This is a genomic window from Roseomonas mucosa ATCC BAA-692, from assembly GCF_000622225.1.
In the GTDB taxonomy this organism is placed as follows: Bacteria; Pseudomonadota; Alphaproteobacteria; order Acetobacterales; family Acetobacteraceae; genus Roseomonas; species Roseomonas mucosa.
This window is the reverse complement of record NZ_KK211414.1, coordinates 54,122-71,425: the sequence shown is the minus strand read 5'-3', so window position 1 is coordinate 71,425 and position 17,304 is coordinate 54,122. Positions and strand designations below refer to the sequence as shown.

The window sequence follows — 17,304 nt, the reverse complement described above, 5'->3', positions numbered from 1 at the left end:
CGATCATCTCTGCCGCCTGGATTTCGTTGTCCTCGACGAGCTCGGCTATCTGCCATTCGCCCAGTCCGGCGGCCAGTTGCTGTTCCACCTTGTCAGCCGTCTCTACGAGCAGACCTCGGTCATCGTCACCACCAACCTCGCTTTTGGTGAATGGCCCAGCGTCTTTGGGGACGCCAAGATGACCACTGCCTTACTCGACCGCCTCACTCACCACTGCGACATCGTCGAGACCGGCAACGATAGTTGGCGATTCAAGAACCGCGCCTGAACGCCCCCTCAACACACCTCACAAGAGGGTCCCTTTTGCGTGCCGATCTGGGGTCCCAATTCAGTGCCGATTGACAGGCCTGGGCATCGTCCAGGTTGTTCTGCGCGGTGTAGATGGCTTCTGCGAAGCGCGCGGCGAACTCCTTGCCATCCTGCGACGATCCAGCCTGCACCAGCACCGGGTGGCCCTGCGGCGGGCCCGGAAAGTCCAGCGGACCCTGGACGCGGAAGAACTCGCCGACATGACCGATGTCGTGGATCCGCGCGCGGTCGGTGAAGCGGCCCTGGGTGCGGTCGGCCAGCAGCGCGCCGTCTTCCCAGCTGTCCCAGAGCTTCTGCGTGACCTCGACGAACTCGGTGGCGCGGGCGTAGCGGCGGCTGTGCTCCAGGTGCCGGTCGTAGCCGAAGTTCTGCGCCGCGCGCTCGTTGCCTGAGGTGACGATGTTCCACCCCGCGCGGCCGCGGCTGACCCGGTCGAGGGAGGCAAACTTCCGCGCGACGTCGTAGGGCTCGTCATAGGTGGTGGAGGCTGTACCGATGACACCGATCTGCGTGGTCACGGCAGCCACCGCCGCCAGCAGCGTAAAGGGCTCGAAGAAGTTGTTGAAGGGCCCGTGCTCAATGTTGGGATTGATCGCCAGCGCGTCGGCAATGAAGATCGCGTCCAGCTTTGCCGCTTCCGCCTGCTGCGCCAGTCGCTGGTAATAGCCGATGTCGAGCATATCGGCCGGGTTGGTTCCCGGGTGGCGCCAGGCGGCCTCGTGATGGCCGATGCCCTGGACGAACAGGTTCAGATGCATCCGGCGATGTGTATTGCTCATCCTGCGCCCTCCCCTCAGGCCTTCCTGACGTCCCAGAAGACCGGGATCGGCGCCGTCACCACGCCGCTGACATTGCTGCGCCAGGCCTGCTTGGCCAGGAAGAAGCCGGTGGGGATGAAGACCACGTCCTCCATGGCAGCGCGGTTGATGCGCTCGGCGATGGCCTTCTCCTCCTCCAGGGAGTTGGAGGCGAACCAGTCGGCGATGCCCTTCTCCACGCCCGGGCTGTCTGGCCATCCGAACCAGGCTTTCTCGCCATCGGCCCGCAGGCCGAGATAGGCGGCCGGGTTGACGCAGTCGGTACCGGCATGGCTGACCTGGAAAGTGTGCCAGCCGCCCTGCTCCGGCGGCGTGCGCTTGTTGATGCGCCGGTTCTGGATCGTGCCGAAATCGAGCGCCACGGGGTCCGCGTTCAGGCCGACGCGGCGGAACATGTCCACGGCGACATCGCCACTGGCCTTGGCCACAAAGGAATCCTGCGCGATCAGCATGGCGATCTTGCGCTCGTCATAGCCCAACCGCGCCAGCATCGACTTCGCCGCCGCCAAGTCCCCGCCCTGCCGCAACAGATCGCTGCCGGTCTCGGTGTAGAGCGGCGATCCCGGCGTGAAGAAGCTGCGCATCGGGCGGCGCATCTCCGCGTCCTCGCCGACAATGGCGCTGAGGTAGTCGTCCTGGTTCACGGCCGCCAACAGTGCGCGGCGCACCAGCACGTTGTCGAAGGGCGGCTGCAGGTGGTTCAGCCGGATGCCGGACACAACGCCGAGGTCGTTGGCGATGCCGGTCCGGATGCCCTGGGCGCGCTCCAGCACGGGCACTAGGTCGGGCACCGGCGTTTCCAACCAGTCCACCTCGCCGGTCTGCAGCGCGCCGGCCGCGGTGGAGCCGTCCGGCATGATTAGCCACTCGACGCGGTCTACATGGATGCGCTTGCCACCCGCCATCCATGAACCGGGCTCCTCGCGCGGACGGTAGCCGTCGAAACGCTCGAAGATGATCCGGGCGCCGGGCTGCCACTCGCCGGGCAGGATGCGCATGGGGCCACTGCCGACATATTCCGTGATGACCTTGAAGGGATCAGTGGCGGCGATGCGCTCCGGCATCACGAAGGTGCAGGGCGTGTTGGACTTCGCCAGCGCGTACAGCATCTTGGGAAAGGGGCGCTTGAGGCGCCAGCGGAAGCTGCGGTCGTCCAGTGCCACCAGGTCCTGCTGGATCTCCACAATTCGCTGGCCCGTGACGTCGCGCGCGGCCCAGCGGCGCAGGCTGGCCACGGCGTCCTTCGCCAACACGGGCTGGCCGTCATGGAAGACCAGCCCCGGTCGCAGGCGGAAGGTCCAGACCAGCCCGTCAGGTGAGACCTCCTCGCTTTCCACCATCTGCCGCTGCGGCAGCATACGGCTGTCCACGCCGTAGAGCGTGTCCCAGATCAGCAGCGCCGCGTTGCGCACCTGATAGGACGTGCCCCAGATCGGGTCCAGGTTGGCGAGGTCGCCCTGCGGCACGAAGCGAAGGGTCCTGGGGCCGGCCTGCGCGGCGGCGCCCCTCAGGATGGCCGGCGCCGCCAGCGACGCGGCAGCAGCGGCCAGAAGAAGTCCTCGACGATGCATGCATGGCCCCCTTGGAAGGGCCGCGCGGCACTTGGCGTGCTCGCGTGACCCGGGATGGCCGTGTCGCGTTTCCCTGTCAGTCCTAGACTGCAACGCACCTGCCAGGGCGGCAACCGAGATGATCTACGGCTGAGCCCCAGCGGCACTGGCCCTCAGAAGACGTCGCGGTTGACGTTCTTGTACAGCAAGTAGGCTGTCTCGCCCCAGCCTGTGGCATAGAATTGCTGCGGCACATAGGGCCCCATCCAGACGAAGTCGCCCGCCCAGCATTCGTGCCATTCACGGCCAAGCAGGTAGAGGCCCTGCCCTTCCAGCATGTAGAGCCCGTGCTCCATGACGTGGGTTTCGACAAAGGGGAAGTAGGTGCCAGGTGCGAAGGACAGGATGTTGATCTCCATGTCCATGGCCATGTCCGCCTCGCCCAGCAGCGCCTGCCAGTTCCGGCCCTGGGTATGCTTGTTGACCTTCGGGACGGCATCACGCTGGCCGAAGAAGGCGCCCCGCGGCGCGATGCCAGGAGCCGGCTGGTACGGCTTCCTGATCCAGATGACGCGGGCGGCGGCATTGAGCGCGCGGAGGCTGTAGGCGCTTCTGGCGGGTACGTAACAGAAATGACCAGCGCCGGCATGGCGGCCCTCGCCATCCGCGCTGAATTCCACCTCCCCGTCCAGCACGTAGAAGAAGTGCTGCAACCCATCATCCTGCGGCGAGACCGTGCCGCCGCCCGACGCGATTTCCAGCAGCGCCTGGGCGAAGGCGGCGCCCATGGCCGGGCTGGTATGGAAGCGGATCTTGGTGCCCTGAAAGCCGGGCAGACGGCTCTCCAGGATGCCCTCGGGCGGCATCACCGCATAGTGCGGTGTCACCATGGTGCGGTTGTGGCCGAAGATGCCGGGCGGCAGCACCTGGCGGGCAGACGTGGGGCGGTTCATGCCGCGCCTCCCGGCAGAGCGGCGGTGACGATGATTTCCACCAGGTCGCCGGCGGGCATCGGCGTCTGCACGGCGGAACGGACAGGCCCGCAGCCTTCCGGCAGCCAGCGCGTCCAGGCAGCGTCCATGGCTGCCTTTCCCGACAGGTCGGCCATGAAGACCTCGGCGCGCAGCAGGCGAGTCCTGTCCGTGCCGGCGGCGCGCAGGTAGCCGTCGATCACCAACAGCAGGTCGGTGGTCTGCGCCTCCACCCCCGCGGTCTTGTCCCGAGCCGTGGCCAGCGCCCAGACGGTGCCGCCTCCCCCCGGCAGGCGGTGCGTCACAGCGCGGGAACGATTGGCGAAGGGACCTGGGGTGCGGAGGATGTCGGACATGGCGTTCATTCCGGGCGGATGGTGGTTGCGATGGTGTACTCGGCTGGATGCGGCGGCATGGTCAGCCCCTGCCGCAACGCCCAAGAGGCCTTCTGGAAATAGAGCGGGATCACCGGCAGCCCGGCCATGGCCTGCTCGCTGGCGTGGGCGGTCAGGGTGCGGCGGACTTCTGGGTCCATGGCGGTGCGGGCCTGAACCATCAGCGCGTCCAGGCGGGGGTCGCTGTAGCGGAGATAGTTGAAGTTACCGCTGCCGCGACCGGCATCGAAGCTTTCAGCGACGCCGCCTATCTGACGTGCCGCGTCGCCATAGACGGTCGCGAGCCCGGCCAGGCCCAGCGATGCCTCCTGCCGTGCCATGCGCGGGATGAAGACGGAGATGGGTTCGGCCTGCACCTCGGTGCGGATGCCAATGCGGGTCAGCATCTGCGCCACGGCCTGCATAACGGTACGGTCGTTGACATAGCGGTTATTAGGTCCTGAGAGGACAATGCGGAAACCTTCGGGCCACCCGGCCTCGGCCATCAGGCGCCGCGCCGCGACAGGGTCGGCCACATCGGGACGCAGGCTGCCGGCGGTGCCGAAGAAGCCTTCCGGCAGGAACTGCCCGGCCGGCACCGCCTCCCCGCTCCCCCGCAGCACGGTTGAGCGAGACACCTCGTAAGTGGACGATATCCACGCAGGAGGTATCTGATGGATCGCGAGCAACATGCCAGCGCTGGTGGTAGAGGGGCTTGGGAAAGCGGTATCGCATGGCACGTCGGTACGGGGTCTTGGGCCAACGGCGCCCTGTGTTGCGGCGGTTGAGGCGGATCACCGTCTGCCGGACGCCGAGGTCGTCGCGGCAGAGACGGTGGTTGTGCTCGGCGTCGTAGCTGGCGTCACCGAGGGCGGTGTCGATCGCGACCCGTTCCGCAGCTTGGCGCATGGCCGGGGTGAAGTCCGGCGAGTCCTGGCTCGGGCCGAGGCCCGGCACGGCGCCGAGCAGGAGGTGCGAGCCGGTATGGAGCACGACGGTCAGCTTCGGCCAGGCCCGCTGGCGGTGTCCCTTGCCCTTGGCCCGGCGCTGGCCGAAGTGGGCGCTGACGTGACGGGTTTCGAGCCCGGTCGCGTCCACGGCCACGACCGGTGCGGTGTCGATCAGGCCGCGGGCTCGGGCACGCCGGACCATGGCAGTCTGGACGCCAATGAAAGCCCCCGGCCCCGGCGTCTGCCAGGATGCGGCGCGAGGCGTGGGCCAGGGTCGAGTAGTGCGGCACCTTGGCCAGTCCGAGGGTGCGTCGCAACTCCGACCACTCGGCGACCAGGGCCATCACGCCCCGGTAGTCCACCCGCAGGAACTGCCGGAGCACCAGCAGCGCGAAGAGCTGCGGCCGGGCGTAGTCCTTGCGCGAGTACGGGCTGGCGTACTCCGGCAGCGCCGCTCGGCCCGCTACCAGCGCCTCCCGTGCCACCCGCACCGCCGACTTTGACATCCGCCTCACCACCAACTCCCGGCCCACGCCGAAAGCCATCCCAACCCCTCACAGCTCCATAGGGTTTCAACAAAGCAACGTTCACTCCAAAAAACTATTGATGGCCGTTCCGTTTGGTGCAACGTTTAACGGAATAAGTTAAACGTTTAATAAGGGAGGAACATATGTCCGGTACTTCAACCCGCCGTGGCATTCTGGCTGCCGCCACCGCCGGTGCGACACTCGGGATCCCATTCCTGGCGCGTGCCCAGTCGCCTATCGCCCTTCGCGTGTCCTCCGCGATGCCCGCTGACCGGAACGCCGCGCATTTCGCGTGGTTCGAGCACTTCAGGACCAAGCTGCAGGACGTCGCGGGCCCACGCATCCGCCTGGACTATTTCCCCAACGGTCAGCTCGGCAAGGAAGCCGATGTGGTCCAGCAGGTGGCCATCGGCTCGGTCGACATGATGATCACCGGCTCCTCCATCTGGGCCACCGCAGTGCCGGAGCTGGGAATGCTGGATCTCGGCTACCTGATCGACAGCTATTCCCATGGCGAGAAGTTGCTCGATGCCGGCCTGGGCGATGCCTTCGGAAAGATGCTGCTGGAGCGCAAGGGCGTGATGGCGCTGGGCTGGGGGTTCCACTTCGGAGCGCGCTGCGTCTACACCCGGGCGCCGGTTCATAACTTGGCCGATCTGCATGCGGTAAAGCTGCGCGTTCTACCGGCACCGGCCTTCATCGAGACCTTCAAGCTCATGGGTGCAGTGCCAGCGCCGATCCCCTTCAACGAACTCTATACCGCCTTGCAGAGCGGGGTGGTCGATGGTCCCCCGCAGCACGGTTGAGCGAGACACCTCGTAAGTGGACGATATCCACGCAGGAGGTATCTGATGGATCACGAGCAATCCCGGGCGGAGCGGCCGAGCGCCGCGGAGCGACCGCAAGAGTCTGGCGCAGCGGTGCTCGGCCGCGGGGGGCGGATGTCGCGCCAGCGCAAACGGGACGCCGTCCTGCGCCTGCTTCGGGGGGAAGACCTGGAGATAGTGTCGCGCTCGCTCGGAGTGACAGCGGCGACGCTGAGCGGCTGGCGCGACGCCTTCCTGGCTGGCGGCGAGGCGGGTCTCTCGACCCGGCCCACGGACGGCGAGGCGCTGGAGAGCGAGCGGCTGAAGGCGCGTCTGGGCGAGATGCTGCTGGAGCGGGAGTTGCTGGAAGCCAAGATCACCCTGCTGGAGGCGCGTGATCCCGGCCCTTTGGCGCGGCCGAGGCGGCGGCGATGAGCGCGGCCGTCTCGCCCAGCAGCGGCAGGCCGTATGGCACGGCCCGGGTCTGCCGCGTCTGGCGGCTCTCGCGGGCCACTCTGTATCGGTATCGGCACCCGCTTGCGTCGGAGCCGCCGCGGCGTCGCGGACCGGCCGGACCGATGCCGGATGCCGAGCTGGTCGTGGCGATCCGCGCCGTGCTGGCCGACAGCCCCTTCCATGGCGAGGGACATCGCAAGGTCTGGGCCCGGCTGCGCCTGCGCGGGGTTCGCACGTCGTTGCGCCGCGTGCTGCGGCTGATGGGCCAGCACGACCTGCTCGCCCCCGCCCGGGCGGGCTCGCCCCGGGGCCCGCGCAACCACGACGGCACGATCATCCCTGACCAGGTGGACACGATGTGGGGCACCGACATGACCACGACCTGGACGGAGGAGGGCCAGGTCGCCGTCTTCGTGGCCGTCGACCACCACAGCGCCGAGTGCGTCGGCATTCACGCCGCCCGCCGCGGCACACGCTTCGAGGCGCTGGAGCCGATCCGACAGGGGGTCCGCCACAGCTTCGGTGCGTTCGGCAAGAACATCGCCCGCGGCCTTGCCGTCCGGCACGATCACGGCAGCCAATACATGTCCGACACCTTCCAGAAGGAACTCGCCTTCCTCGGCATCGAGAGCTCACCGGCCTTCGTGCGTGCGCCCGAAGGCAATGGCTGCGCAGAGCGCTTCATCCGAACCCTGAAGGAGAACCTCCTCTGGGTGCGGACCTTCAGCACCGTTGAGGACCTGCGCCGGGCGCTGCTCGACTTCCGCCAAGCCTACAACACCACCTGGCTGATCGAGCGGCACGGCTTCAACTCACCCAGCACCATCCGCGCAGAACAGCTTTCATCCGCGGCACTCGCCGCGTAGGCTCAATCACGGTGTCTCACCAACCGCGGGCGGTACAATGGCTTCGAGCATGATGCCGCGAGTGTCATCGCCAACCGGCTCTACGAAGTCACCAAGCAATGCTTCATGACCGAGCATCTGTTCAGCCCGATGCTGTCTGTCATCGGCCGGCGTGGCCTCTCCAAAATCCCTGCGGACCTCAAGCCCGTCTTCCTCCAGGCTGCGGCTGAGGCGACTCAAAGCCAGAGACAGGATGTCCCGCCGCGTTCCGTCGAGGCGCTGGAACAGCTCCGGCAACTGGGCATCGCCTTCTCGCCGATGCCCCCGACGGAAAGGGCGGAGATCAAGCGGCAGATGAGCGAGCAACTCTATGCTCCTTTCGCGCGGAACTATCCAGCCACGAAGCCTCTCTTCGAGATCGCCGCCAACGTCTCGGCCTGATCCGTGATGCAAGCCCGGCAATATCCGGGAGACGAGAGCGTCGCGCCGGGCTCCAGGAAGCCCGGCTTTCGCGGGAGCAAGCGTCCATGAGCGCGATTGCCACAGATTCGCCAGGCACGACCTATACGGGCTTCCGGGGCTTCGGCTCCCTCCTGCGTGCCGTTCTGGCCGTGTTGGAACACTTGGCGGGACTCACATTGGCCGCCAACGTCCTGGTGGTCTTCCTTTCGGTCATCTACCGCTATTTCCTGCATGATCCCCTGGATTGGGCGGAGGAAGTGGCCCGCGCCCTGATGGTCGTGCTGGTTTTCTTCGGCGCGGCCACGGTGCTGGGGCGGGGCAGGCATGCCGGGATCGATGTATTCCGCGAAATGTTCCCACCCGCGTGGCGCATCTGCATGACGCAGATCTGCTGCTGGATCGTGGTAGCCGTCGCCGTGGCCCTCTTCATCACGGCCTGCGGTCTCTTCATCGAGACGGAAGGGCAGGTCACGCCGCTCGGCCTGCCGCACTGGATCAACATCCTTCCCGTCATCATCGGCAGCTTCTTCATCGTTGCCTTCGGTCTGGCCAATGCGCTGGAAGGCCCGCCCCGGCAGGTCTGGCTGACCTTTGCTGCAGGTCTTGCCGTCGCCGGCGGGGTCTGGGCCTGGAACACTCTCCTGCCCGAGATGGCGCTGTCGCCCTTGTCGCTGCTGGTCGTCTCTGCCATGGGAAGCGTGGTCATCGGTGTTCCCATCGCCTTCGCGCTGGCCTTCAGTGCTCTGCTTTACTTCCTGGCCGATCCCTCGCTGCCGATGGTCGTCTACGCGCAGCAACTCGCGGCAGGCGCCGACCACTTCGTGCTCCTGGCCATCCCGTTCTTCGTGCTGGCCGGCCTGACCATGGAGGCCAACGGCATGTCGACCCGCCTGATCGAACTCCTGCTGCGGCTCATGGGGCGGATGCGTGGGGGCCTCAACCTGATCAGCATCGTCGCCACCGCGCTTTTCTCGGGTATCTCAGGCTCCAAGCTCGCGGACATCGCCGCGGTGAGCGGGATCATCATGCCGGCGGTCCGGCGCACACGGCAGGATCCGAACGACGCTGCGGGGCTCCTGGCCTGCACCGCGGTAATGGCGGAAACCATTCCGCCCTGCGTCAACCTCATCATCTTCGCCTTCGTGGCCAATATCTCCGTCGGCGGCCTGTTCATGGCAGGCATCGTTCCTGCGGCCCTACTGGCGCTCTGCCTTTCGACCGTGGCCATCGTCTACGGGCGCCGGATCGATCCGCGCGAAGCCTTCCCTGTCCGCCGCAGCTTGCCGCGTCTGATCGGCGGCTCGCTCGTCGCTCTGGTGATGGTCATGATGATCGGGCGCGGCGTCACCGCCGGGGTCGCGACATCCACGGAGATCTCTGCCTTCGCTGTGGTCTATGCGCTTATGGTCGGCGGCCTGGCCTTCCGGGAGCTGACGCTGCGTTCGGTGGTCAAGCTGCTGGTCAACGCGGCGTCGATGGCCGGGGGCATCCTGTTCATCATGTCCGCCGCCTCCGGCTTCGCCTTCGCCCTGACGATCGAGCAGATCCCCAGCGCGATGTCCGGTATGCTGGTGAGCTTCGGCCACACCCATGGTAGCCTCGCCTTCATGGTCCTGGCGACACTCCTGATGGTGGTCTTCGGCGCCGTCCTGGAGGGAGCACCCGCCCTTATTATCTTTGGTCCGCTGCTGACGCCGATCGCTGCGCAGCTCGGCATCAGCTCCTTGCATTTCGGCACGGTGATGGTCGTGGCCATGGGCTTCGGACTGTTCGCCCCACCGGTGGGCCTGGGCCTCTTCGCCACCTGTGCCATGACCGGCACCCGCATGCAGGATGTGGCACGGCCGATGGCCAAATACCTAGCGGTTCTGCTGTTCGGCATGGTTCTGCTGGTGCTTTTTCCGGCCATCAGCCTCTGGCTGCCGAACATGCTGGGCATGGGCTGAGATGGCGCTACCCGGCCCCACCATCGTGGATGTCGCCCGCCTGTCGGGCGTCTCCATAGCCACGGTCTCGAACCTCATCAACGGCCGGTCGGGCCGGATGCGGCCCGAGACGCGGGATCGGGTAGAGAAAGCCATCGCCGAGCTCGGCTTCCTGCCGAACCGAGCCGCGCAGAAGCTCAAGACCGGGCAGTCGCAGATGCTGGGCCTGCTCGTGCCCTCGATGTCGAATCCCAGCTACGCGGAACTGGCGCGGGAGATCGAGGAGGTGGCGCAGACGCGGTACAGCCAGCGCCTGATCGTGGCCAACACCTATCGTGACACCTCGCGGGAACGGCCTCTGCTGGAGGACCTTCTGTCGCATGGCGTTCGGGGAGCCATCATCATTTCCTCATTGGCCGAAGCAGAGCATTTCGACGCCCTGATCCAGCGAGGCCTGATCGCTGTCAGCTATGACAGCCATACCCAGCCGGGGGTCCGGACAGGTATGGACCATGTCTCGGTAGACAATGCCGCGGCTGCGGCACTGGCTGTGAATCACCTGGCGGAGCAGGGACACCGCGCCCTGGCCTTTCTCGTTCCGGCCGGACGCACCTTCAGCCGCGCGGCCAAGCTAGACGGCTTCCGGCAGGCCGCTGGAACGGCGGGAGTTCAGGCGGTGGTGATAGAGAGGCGCAGCCCCTCCGCATTCGGCGACGCGGAACTGGCCGATCTGGGCCAGTCCCTGGCCGCCGAAGTCCTGGAGCATCCGGCACGGCTCACAGGGCTGGTCGCTGTGAACGACATGATGGCGATCGGGCTGCTCGCTGGGCTGCACCGGCGGGGCGTGTCCGTTCCAGGCGATCTCTCGGTCGTCGGGATGGATGCGCTGCCTCTCACGGGACATACCATCCCAGCCCTGACCTCCGTTCGCTCTCCGTTGCCGGAGATGGCGGGTCTGATGGTGGACCGCATCATGCGGCGCATGGAGGACGCCTCCCTCCCGCCGGAGCAGTTCAGCTTTCCTCCCTCCCTCGTCCTTCGCGATTCCGTGGCGCCTCTCGTCACGGCAGGAGCCTGACCAGCCGTGCAGATTGCACTGACCCACACAGCCCATGACCGGGCCAACTACTATGGCGAAGAGGCACTGGCCGCGCTTCGTCACCTGGGCGACGTTCGCCTGAATCCTGAGGACCATCCGCTCCGGGCGGCAGAGCTGGTGGAGTTCGCGCGCGGCTGCGATGTCATCGTGTCCGACCGGCAGACAGCCGGGCAGCGTGAGGTCTTCGATGCACTGCCGGATCTCAAGGCATTCCTCCGTGTGGCCGTGGATATCCGCAATATCGATCTTGCCGCCGCCAGCCGGCAGGGCGTGCTGGTCTGCAACGCGTCGCCGGGCTTCACGGACTCGGTCGCGGAACTTGCGATCGGCTTCCTGGTAGATCTGGCGCGCGGTGTAAGCTGTGCCGTCCTGGACTACCGGGCGGAGCGTCCACCACGGATCCGCATGGGGCGGCAGCTTTCGGGAGCAAGCCTGGGAATCATCGGCTACGGCGTCATCGGCCGGCGGGTCGCGGAACTGGCGCGATCCCTCGGCATGCGGGTGTTCGTGACCGATCCGCGGCAGAAGGCCGAAGAGGGTATCGAGCAACTTGGGTTGATGGACCTGTTGCCCCGCTCTCGCTTCGTGCTGTGTCTGGCTGCCGCCACGCCGGAGACGGAGGGAATGATGGGAGGCGAGGCGTTCGCCACCATGCCGCAGGGAAGCTTCTTCCTCAATCTCTCTCGCGGCAACCTTGTGGATGAAGCCGCCCTCGAAGCCGCCCTGGAAAGCGGGCACCTCGCAGGCGCCGCGCTGGATGTGGGCCAGGCACCTGACCAGATGCCTTCGCCTCGGCTGGCACGGCGATCCGATGTCATCGCCACTCCACACATCGGAGGGCTGACGCCCGAGGCGGTACAACATCAGGCCTTCGACACGGTTCGGCAAGTCGAGGCCCTGATTGCGGGACGCATGCCGCAGGGCGCGGTCAATCCGGAGGCGGCGCACCGGCTGCTTCAACTCGGGCTGCGGGCCGCGTGATGGAAGCCCTGCCTCCCGCCGCCTGCGATTGCCATGTTCATGTCTTCGACCGGCGCTGGCCATTGGCCGGACCGATGCCCGATGCACCGGCCAGCCGCTACCATGCTCTGCAGCAGGCTCTCGGTCTGGAGCGGGCCGTGCTCGTGCAGGCCAACGGGTATGGCACCGACAACCGTGCCATGCTGGATGGATTGCGGGAACTCGGACCGGGCCGGACACGCGGGATCGCCGTCACGGCGCCGGATGTCACAGAGCGTGAGTTGAAGAAACTGGCGGAGGCTGGGGTCTGCGGTCTGCGCTTCCATATGCTTCCCGGCGGGTATATGCGCTGGGAGGATCTGGCGCCGCTCGCAGCGAGGATCGCTCCCATGGGATGGCATATCCAGCTTCAGCTCGATGGTCGTACCCTGCCGGAACATGCCCACCGCTTGCGGCACCTGCCTTGCCCGTTGGTCATCGACCATATCGGCAAGTTTCTTGAACCCGTGGAATTCTCCCACCCGGGCTTTCGGCTTCTGTGCAGGCTGGTGGAGGGTGGGCGATGCTGGGTGAAGCTCTCCGCGCCCTACGAGGTATCGCGCAGCGGCAGTCCCGACTACGCGGATATTGGAAAGCTTGCCGAAGCGCTGGTACGGCTGGCCCCTGAGCGTATGCTCTGGGCCAGCAACTGGCCGCATCCCTGGATATCAGAAGTGCCTGATGAGCGGGTGCTGCTGTCGCTGCTATGGAAATGGGCGCCAGAGCCAACGCAGAGGCGTATGATCCTGGTCGATAATCCTGCCCAGATCTATGGTTTCAAGGTTGAACGAGTTGATCCATAGGGCGCGATCTGCATTCGGAACGCGCCCCTCGTCCTCGAGAGGCTTGGATTAATAGCGCCTTTCAAAACCTGGACAGATGATAGGGCTGCACTGATCTGAAGGGCATGGCGAAGTCCCTAATCCCGGATGAACTTTGGTCAATCATTGAGCCGCTGTTGCCGCCAGAGCGGCCCAAGCCGAAGGGCGGGCGACCGGCGGTGCCGCCCCGGGCGGCTGAGGTGGTCCCCGACCGTCGGACAGTTTGGCGGCTGTGATAAGCTCGGCTCTGATTTTCGTCAGGCCGCCAGTCTCTCCATTCCGGCTGTCCCATATGCCTCGTCAGGCGTGCGCCCGGCCAGGGCGGAATGGGGTCGTCCGGCGTTGTAGTAGCCAATCCACCTGGCGAGCCCGGCCCGAAGCTCCGAGCCGGTCTCGAAGGCGTGCAGGTAGACGCACTCGTATTTCAGGCTGCGCCAGAGCCGCTCGATGAAAACATTGTCCATCCAGCGTCCCCGTCCATCCATGGAGATGCGCACCCCAGCCCGTTGCAGCACGCCGGTGAACCGCGGCGAGGTGAACTGGCTACCCTGGTCGGTATTGAAGATTTCGGGCCGCCCGTGCCGGGCCAATGCTTCCTCCACAGCTTCGAGGCAGAACTCGACATCCATGGTGTTCGACACCCGCCAGGCCAGCACCTTGCGGGTCGCCCAGTCCATCACCGCGACCAGGTAGAGGAAGCCCCGGCGCATCGGGATGTAGGTCAAATCGGCACACCAGACCTGGTTCGGGCGCCCGATCGCCAGATCCCGCAGCAGGTAGGGGCACACCCGGTGCTCAGGGTTCGGCACGGTCGTCCGCGGCCGCTGGTAGATCGGCGCCAAGCCCATCTTCGCCATCAGCCGCCGCACCCGCTTGCGGCCGACCACGTAGCCCTCGCGCCGGAGATGGCGCGCCATCTGCCGAGATCCGTACCAGGGCGTCTCCAGGAACTGCGCATCGATCAGCCGCATCAATTCCAGGTTCAGCGGCGTCTCGCCCCGAGGGCGGTGATAGAACCCGCAGCGGCTGATCGAGACCAACTCGCACTGGCGCAGGATCGAGAGCTGTGAGTGATCGGGCTCGATCATCTGCCGTCGTCGCTCCAGGCTCATCGTCCGGACGCCTTGGCCAAAAAATCCCGCTCCACCAGCAACTGCCCAATTTTCGCGTGCAGCTTCTCAACCTCCGCCTCGGAGGTCCTCGCGCTTTCCTCGGCCGCCGACTTGCCCGAGAACTGAGGTGGTCCCCGGATCTCGGACAGGTAGTTAAGCTCGGTTCGCCTGCGAGAAGGACGGACCCGGATGACGGGCAAGCGGACGCGATATTCGGCGGATTTCAAGGCGAAGGTGGCGCTGGAGGCGCTGCGGGGTGAGCTGACGACGGCGCAGCTGGCGGCCAAGCACGGCATCCATCAGACGATGGTGGGCGAGTGGAAGCGGCAGGCCATGGAGGGGCTGACGGCAGTGTTCTCCGGCAAGTCGGCGGCACAGGAGAGCGCGAAGGCGGCCGAGGCGGATGTCGAGAAGCTGCACGCCAAGATCGGGCAGCTGGTGGTGGAGCGGGATTTTTTGGCCAAGGCGTCCGGACGATGAGCCTCGAGCGACGGCGGCAGATGATCGAGCCGGAGCATCCGCGGCTGTCGGTCGTGCGGCAATGCGAGCTGGTCTCGATCAGCCGGTCGGGGTTCTACCATCGCCCAACCGGCGAGACGCCGCTGAACCTGGAGTTGATGCGGTTGATCGACGCGCAGTTCCTGGAGACGCCCTGGTACGGCGCACGACAGATGGCACGGCACCTGCGGCGCGAGGGCTATGCGATCGGCCGCAAGCGCATCCGGCGGCTGATGGCCAAGATGGGCTTGGCACCGATCTATCAGCGGCCGCGGACGACGGTGCCGAACCCCGAGCACCGGATCTTCCCCTACCTGCTACGGGATCTGGCGATCGGGCGCCCGAACCAGGTCTGGTGCGCCGACATTACCTACCTGCCAATGCGTCGCGGCTTCCTCTACCTGGTCGCGGTGATGGACTGGGCGACGCGCAAGGTGCTGTCCTGGCGGGTGTCGAACACCATGGATGTGGAGTTCTGTATCGAGGCTTTGGAAGAGGCCTTGGCGCGGTTCGGGCGGCCGCAGATCTTCAACACCGACCAGGGCAGCCAATTCACCTCGCCGCGGTTCACCGGCCTGCTGCAGGGGGCCGGGGTGTGCATCTCGATGGACGGCCGTGGTCGCTGGATGGACAATGTCTTCATCGAGCGGCTCTGGCGCAGCCTGAAATACGAGTGCGTCTACCTGCACGCCTTCGAGACCGGATCCGAACTGCGGGCCGGGCTGTCGAAGTGGATCGGTTACTACAATGCTGGACGCCCACATAGCGCCCTGGCGGGGCGCACCCCCGACGAGGCCCATGGAGCGGACGACGTGATGAGATTGGCGGCCTGACGACAACCAGAACCGAGCTTATCCAGGCCGTCAAACTGTCCGACGGTCGGGGACCACCTCATTAGCCGCCTGGATTGCGGAGCCTGTGTTGCACGCGCAGCCTGCGCATCGGCAAAAACCGCACGTCGGGTCCTGCACTTCCATGACCGCGAAGAATACGAGGCGTTGCGAGCGGCCCGTGCACGGGTGGAGGATCCCGCATGGCTGGAGCGCTATAACAAGCGGGCCGGCGTGGAAGGGACACTCTCGCAAGGTATCCGTGCCTTCGGCATGCGCCAGAGCCGCTATATTGGCTTGGCGAAGACCGGCTTGCAGGAAGTCTGCGCGGCAGCCGCGATCAATGTGTCACGGGTAGTACGTTGGCTCGATGGCCTGCCAGCGGCCAAGACACGCGTCACCCGTTTCGCAGCTCTGGCGCCGGCCGCCTGATTTCGCCGACAGTGTCAGCACCTCATCCATGTGCCAGGTGTCCCCGGGTCGTGGCCGGCGCTTGCGTAACCTTGCCGCGAACTCCGTGCCGAAGCGGAGGCACCAGCGCCTGATGCTCTCGTAGCTGACCACCACGCCCCGCTCGGCCAGAATAAGCTCGATATCGCGCAGGCTCAGGCTGAACACGTGGTATAGCCAGACGGTATAGTGGATGGCCTCGGCCGGGAAGCGGTAGCCGGGGTAGGTGGCGGGCTCGGTCGACATCCGGCCAGCCTGGCTCAGCCCCCTCCTTCCGGCTAGCGCTCAACGACTTGACAATGCCCATTCCGCTTCACGGCCATCTTCCCGGCCAACCGGGTCCGGTCTTCGATCCTGCGGCGTTTCATGGCGCAGGCCGTGGCCGAGAGGAACGCATTGTGTCGCGAACTTGGCAGCGGCATCCGGCCGCTGACGGAGCATGCCCTCGTTCAGAACCGCTCTGGAGCCATAAGTGCTATATGAGGGGCGGCGGACTACGGATGCCTGGCAGCGGTGGAGGCGCCGCCAGGCGCCTGTCGTCAGGCTTCGGCCGATGCGTGGCGGAGGGTGCTGGCCGGCCGCCGCAGGCCGAAATGGTCGCGCAGTGTGGCGCCGCTGTATTCCTCGCGGAACAGGCCGCGCCGCCGCAGCTCCGGCAGCACGTGCTCCACGAAGGCGGTGAAGTCGCCGGGCAGGTTGGGCGGCAGCAGGTTGAAGCCGTCGCAGGCGCCACCGTGGAACCATTCCTCCATGTGGTCAGCGATCTCGGCCGGCGTACCGGCAAAGGTGTCGTGACCGCGGCCAAAGGCGATCTGTTGGATCAGCTGGCGGATCGTCAGGTTGCCGCGCCGCGCCATGTCGACGAAGACCTGATAGCGGCTCTTGCCGCCGTTGATGGATTCGATCGGCGGCAGTTCCGGCAGGGGGCCGTCGAGCGGGTAGCTGAACAGGTCCACATTCAGGTTCTGTGAGAGCTGGTGGAGCCCGTATTGCGGCACGATGTAGTCGTTCAGTTCCTGTTCCCTTTCCTTGGCCTCGGCCGTGGTGCGTCCGATGATTGGCGCCAGGCCGGGCAGGATGCAGAGCTGGTCGGGCGTGCGGCCGTAGCGGGCCATGCGCGACTTCACGTCCGCGTAGAAGGCCTGGGTGTGGATCGGCATGGAATAGGAACCCTGTTGGAGGGGTGATCGGCGTCCAAACGGGACCCCACTGACGGCGGGGTTCACAGTGGTTTCCGGGATGATCGGGAGCCAGTGCTGGGATGCTGGTCGTGGAGACAGTGGCAAAGATCCGGCGCCTGCACCGGGTGCAGGGCAAGTCGATCAAGGCGATCTGTCGTGAGCTCGGGATTTCGCGAAAGGTGGTCCGGAAGGTTCTGCGGTCCGGGGAGACGGAATTCCGCTACAGCCGGGCGCGGCAGCCGCAGCCCAAGCTGGGGCCGTGGCAGGCCGAGCTGGAGCGCCTGCTGGAGGCGAACGAGGCGCGGCCGCGGCGCGAGCGGC

Annotated in this window: 15 protein-coding genes and 6 pseudogenes; 12 read left to right on the top strand and 9 right to left on the bottom strand. The window is 66.3% G+C overall.

The window, feature by feature from the left end:
- Window positions 1–268: ATP-binding protein (locus BT98_RS0122440; RefSeq protein WP_027297512.1), on the top strand; the 268-nt coding region annotated here is incomplete at its 5' end.
- On the opposite strand, the gene BT98_RS25745 is transcribed toward BT98_RS0122440, so the two are convergent.
- From BT98_RS25745 to BT98_RS27030, 6 genes and pseudogenes are all read right to left on the bottom strand, one after another.
- Window positions 252–1,088: an NtaA/DmoA family FMN-dependent monooxygenase gene (locus tag BT98_RS25745; RefSeq protein ID WP_081798718.1), complete on the bottom strand. Its 837-nt coding sequence runs from the start codon at window positions 1,086–1,088 to the stop codon at window positions 252–254. The genes BT98_RS0122440 and BT98_RS25745 overlap by 17 nt on opposite strands.
- 14 nt (window positions 1,089–1,102) lie before the next feature.
- Window positions 1,103–2,698 carry an ABC transporter substrate-binding protein gene (locus BT98_RS0122430; RefSeq protein ID WP_027297511.1) on the bottom strand — a complete coding sequence of 532 codons (1,596 nt, stop codon included), beginning with the start codon at window positions 2,696–2,698 and terminating at the stop codon, window positions 1,103–1,105.
- A 152-nt stretch (window positions 2,699–2,850) separates the two neighbouring features.
- Window positions 2,851–3,630: a (S)-ureidoglycine aminohydrolase gene (gene allE / locus BT98_RS0122425; protein ID WP_019463260.1), complete on the bottom strand. Its 780-nt coding sequence runs from the start codon at window positions 3,628–3,630 to the stop codon at window positions 2,851–2,853.
- Window positions 3,627–4,004, bottom strand: a complete 378-nt coding sequence (locus tag BT98_RS0122420; protein ID WP_019463259.1) for a RidA family protein — start codon at window positions 4,002–4,004, stop codon at window positions 3,627–3,629. The genes allE and BT98_RS0122420 overlap by 4 nt, the downstream gene beginning before the upstream one ends.
- 5 nt (window positions 4,005–4,009) lie before the next feature.
- Entirely contained in the window at window positions 4,010–4,714 is a 705-nt protein-coding gene (locus tag BT98_RS0122415) for an ABC transporter substrate-binding protein (protein ID WP_081798717.1), read from the bottom strand.
- Between the two features lie 55 nt (window positions 4,715–4,769).
- A pseudogene (locus tag BT98_RS27030) lies at window positions 4,770–5,174 on the bottom strand (transposase); the annotation flags it as partial.
- 468 nt (window positions 5,175–5,642) lie between these two features.
- Here BT98_RS27030 and BT98_RS25740 point away from each other — a divergent pair.
- From BT98_RS25740 to BT98_RS27540, 8 genes and pseudogenes are all read left to right on the top strand, one after another.
- On the top strand, window positions 5,643–6,305 hold the full coding sequence (locus BT98_RS25740) for a TRAP transporter substrate-binding protein (protein ID WP_026033580.1): 663 nt from the start codon (window positions 5,643–5,645) through the stop codon (window positions 6,303–6,305).
- A gap of 135 nt (window positions 6,306–6,440) precedes the next feature.
- A protein-coding gene (locus BT98_RS0122400; protein WP_369699839.1) for an IS3 family transposase occupies window positions 6,441–7,627 on the top strand; the annotation gives its coding sequence in 2 pieces (ribosomal slippage) (window positions 6,441–6,708 and window positions 6,708–7,627; 1,188 coding nt in all).
- Window positions 7,628–7,675: 48 nt separating this feature from the next.
- A pseudogene (locus BT98_RS0122395) lies at window positions 7,676–8,047 on the top strand (hypothetical protein); the annotation flags it as partial.
- Window positions 8,048–8,262: 215 nt separating this feature from the next.
- Window positions 8,263–10,014 (top strand): TRAP transporter large permease, encoded by a 1,752-nt coding sequence (locus tag BT98_RS0122390; protein WP_244881545.1) that lies wholly within the window; start codon window positions 8,263–8,265, stop codon window positions 10,012–10,014.
- A 1-nt stretch (window position 10,015) separates the two neighbouring features.
- Complete coding sequence (locus tag BT98_RS0122385) at window positions 10,016–11,071, top strand: LacI family DNA-binding transcriptional regulator (RefSeq protein ID WP_019463428.1); 1,056 nt, start codon at window positions 10,016–10,018, stop codon at window positions 11,069–11,071.
- Between the two features lie 6 nt (window positions 11,072–11,077).
- The gene (locus BT98_RS0122380) at window positions 11,078–12,073 is read left to right on the top strand and encodes an NAD(P)-dependent oxidoreductase (protein ID WP_019463427.1); all 996 of its coding nucleotides are present in this window, start codon (window positions 11,078–11,080) and stop codon (window positions 12,071–12,073) included.
- The gene (locus BT98_RS27025; protein WP_081798715.1) at window positions 12,073–12,894 is read left to right on the top strand and encodes an amidohydrolase family protein; all 822 of its coding nucleotides are present in this window, start codon (window positions 12,073–12,075) and stop codon (window positions 12,892–12,894) included. Before BT98_RS0122380 ends, BT98_RS27025 begins: the two co-directional genes overlap by 1 nt.
- A gap of 104 nt (window positions 12,895–12,998) precedes the next feature.
- Window positions 12,999–13,109 (top strand): annotated as a pseudogene (locus tag BT98_RS27540) (IS5/IS1182 family transposase); the annotation flags it as partial.
- 60 nt (window positions 13,110–13,169) lie between these two features.
- Here the strand turns inward: BT98_RS27540 and BT98_RS0122370 are convergent.
- Window positions 13,170–14,146: pseudogene (locus tag BT98_RS0122370) on the bottom strand (IS3 family transposase); the annotation flags it as partial.
- Window positions 14,147–14,213: 67 nt separating this feature from the next.
- Here BT98_RS0122370 and BT98_RS0122360 point away from each other — a divergent pair.
- Window positions 14,214–15,355, top strand: a protein-coding gene (locus BT98_RS0122360; RefSeq protein ID WP_085977443.1) for an IS3 family transposase whose coding sequence is annotated in 2 segments (ribosomal slippage) — window positions 14,214–14,475 and window positions 14,475–15,355 — 1,143 coding nt in all. Because the reading frame shifts where the segments join, the coding sequence is not laid out codon by codon here.
- A gap of 60 nt (window positions 15,356–15,415) precedes the next feature.
- Window positions 15,416–15,784: a transposase gene (locus BT98_RS28645; protein ID WP_081798714.1), complete on the top strand. Its 369-nt coding sequence runs from the start codon at window positions 15,416–15,418 to the stop codon at window positions 15,782–15,784.
- Between the two features lie 15 nt (window positions 15,785–15,799).
- Here BT98_RS28645 and BT98_RS27535 read toward each other — a convergent pair.
- Window positions 15,800–16,048: pseudogene (locus BT98_RS27535) on the bottom strand (IS6 family transposase); the annotation flags it as partial.
- 293 nt (window positions 16,049–16,341) lie between these two features.
- Window positions 16,342–16,962 (bottom strand): LLM class oxidoreductase, encoded by a 621-nt coding sequence (locus BT98_RS25730; RefSeq protein ID WP_174978051.1) that lies wholly within the window; start codon window positions 16,960–16,962, stop codon window positions 16,342–16,344.
- A gap of 101 nt (window positions 16,963–17,063) precedes the next feature.
- Here BT98_RS25730 and BT98_RS28640 point away from each other — a divergent pair.
- Window positions 17,064–17,304 (top strand): annotated as a pseudogene (locus tag BT98_RS28640) (IS21 family transposase); the annotation flags it as partial.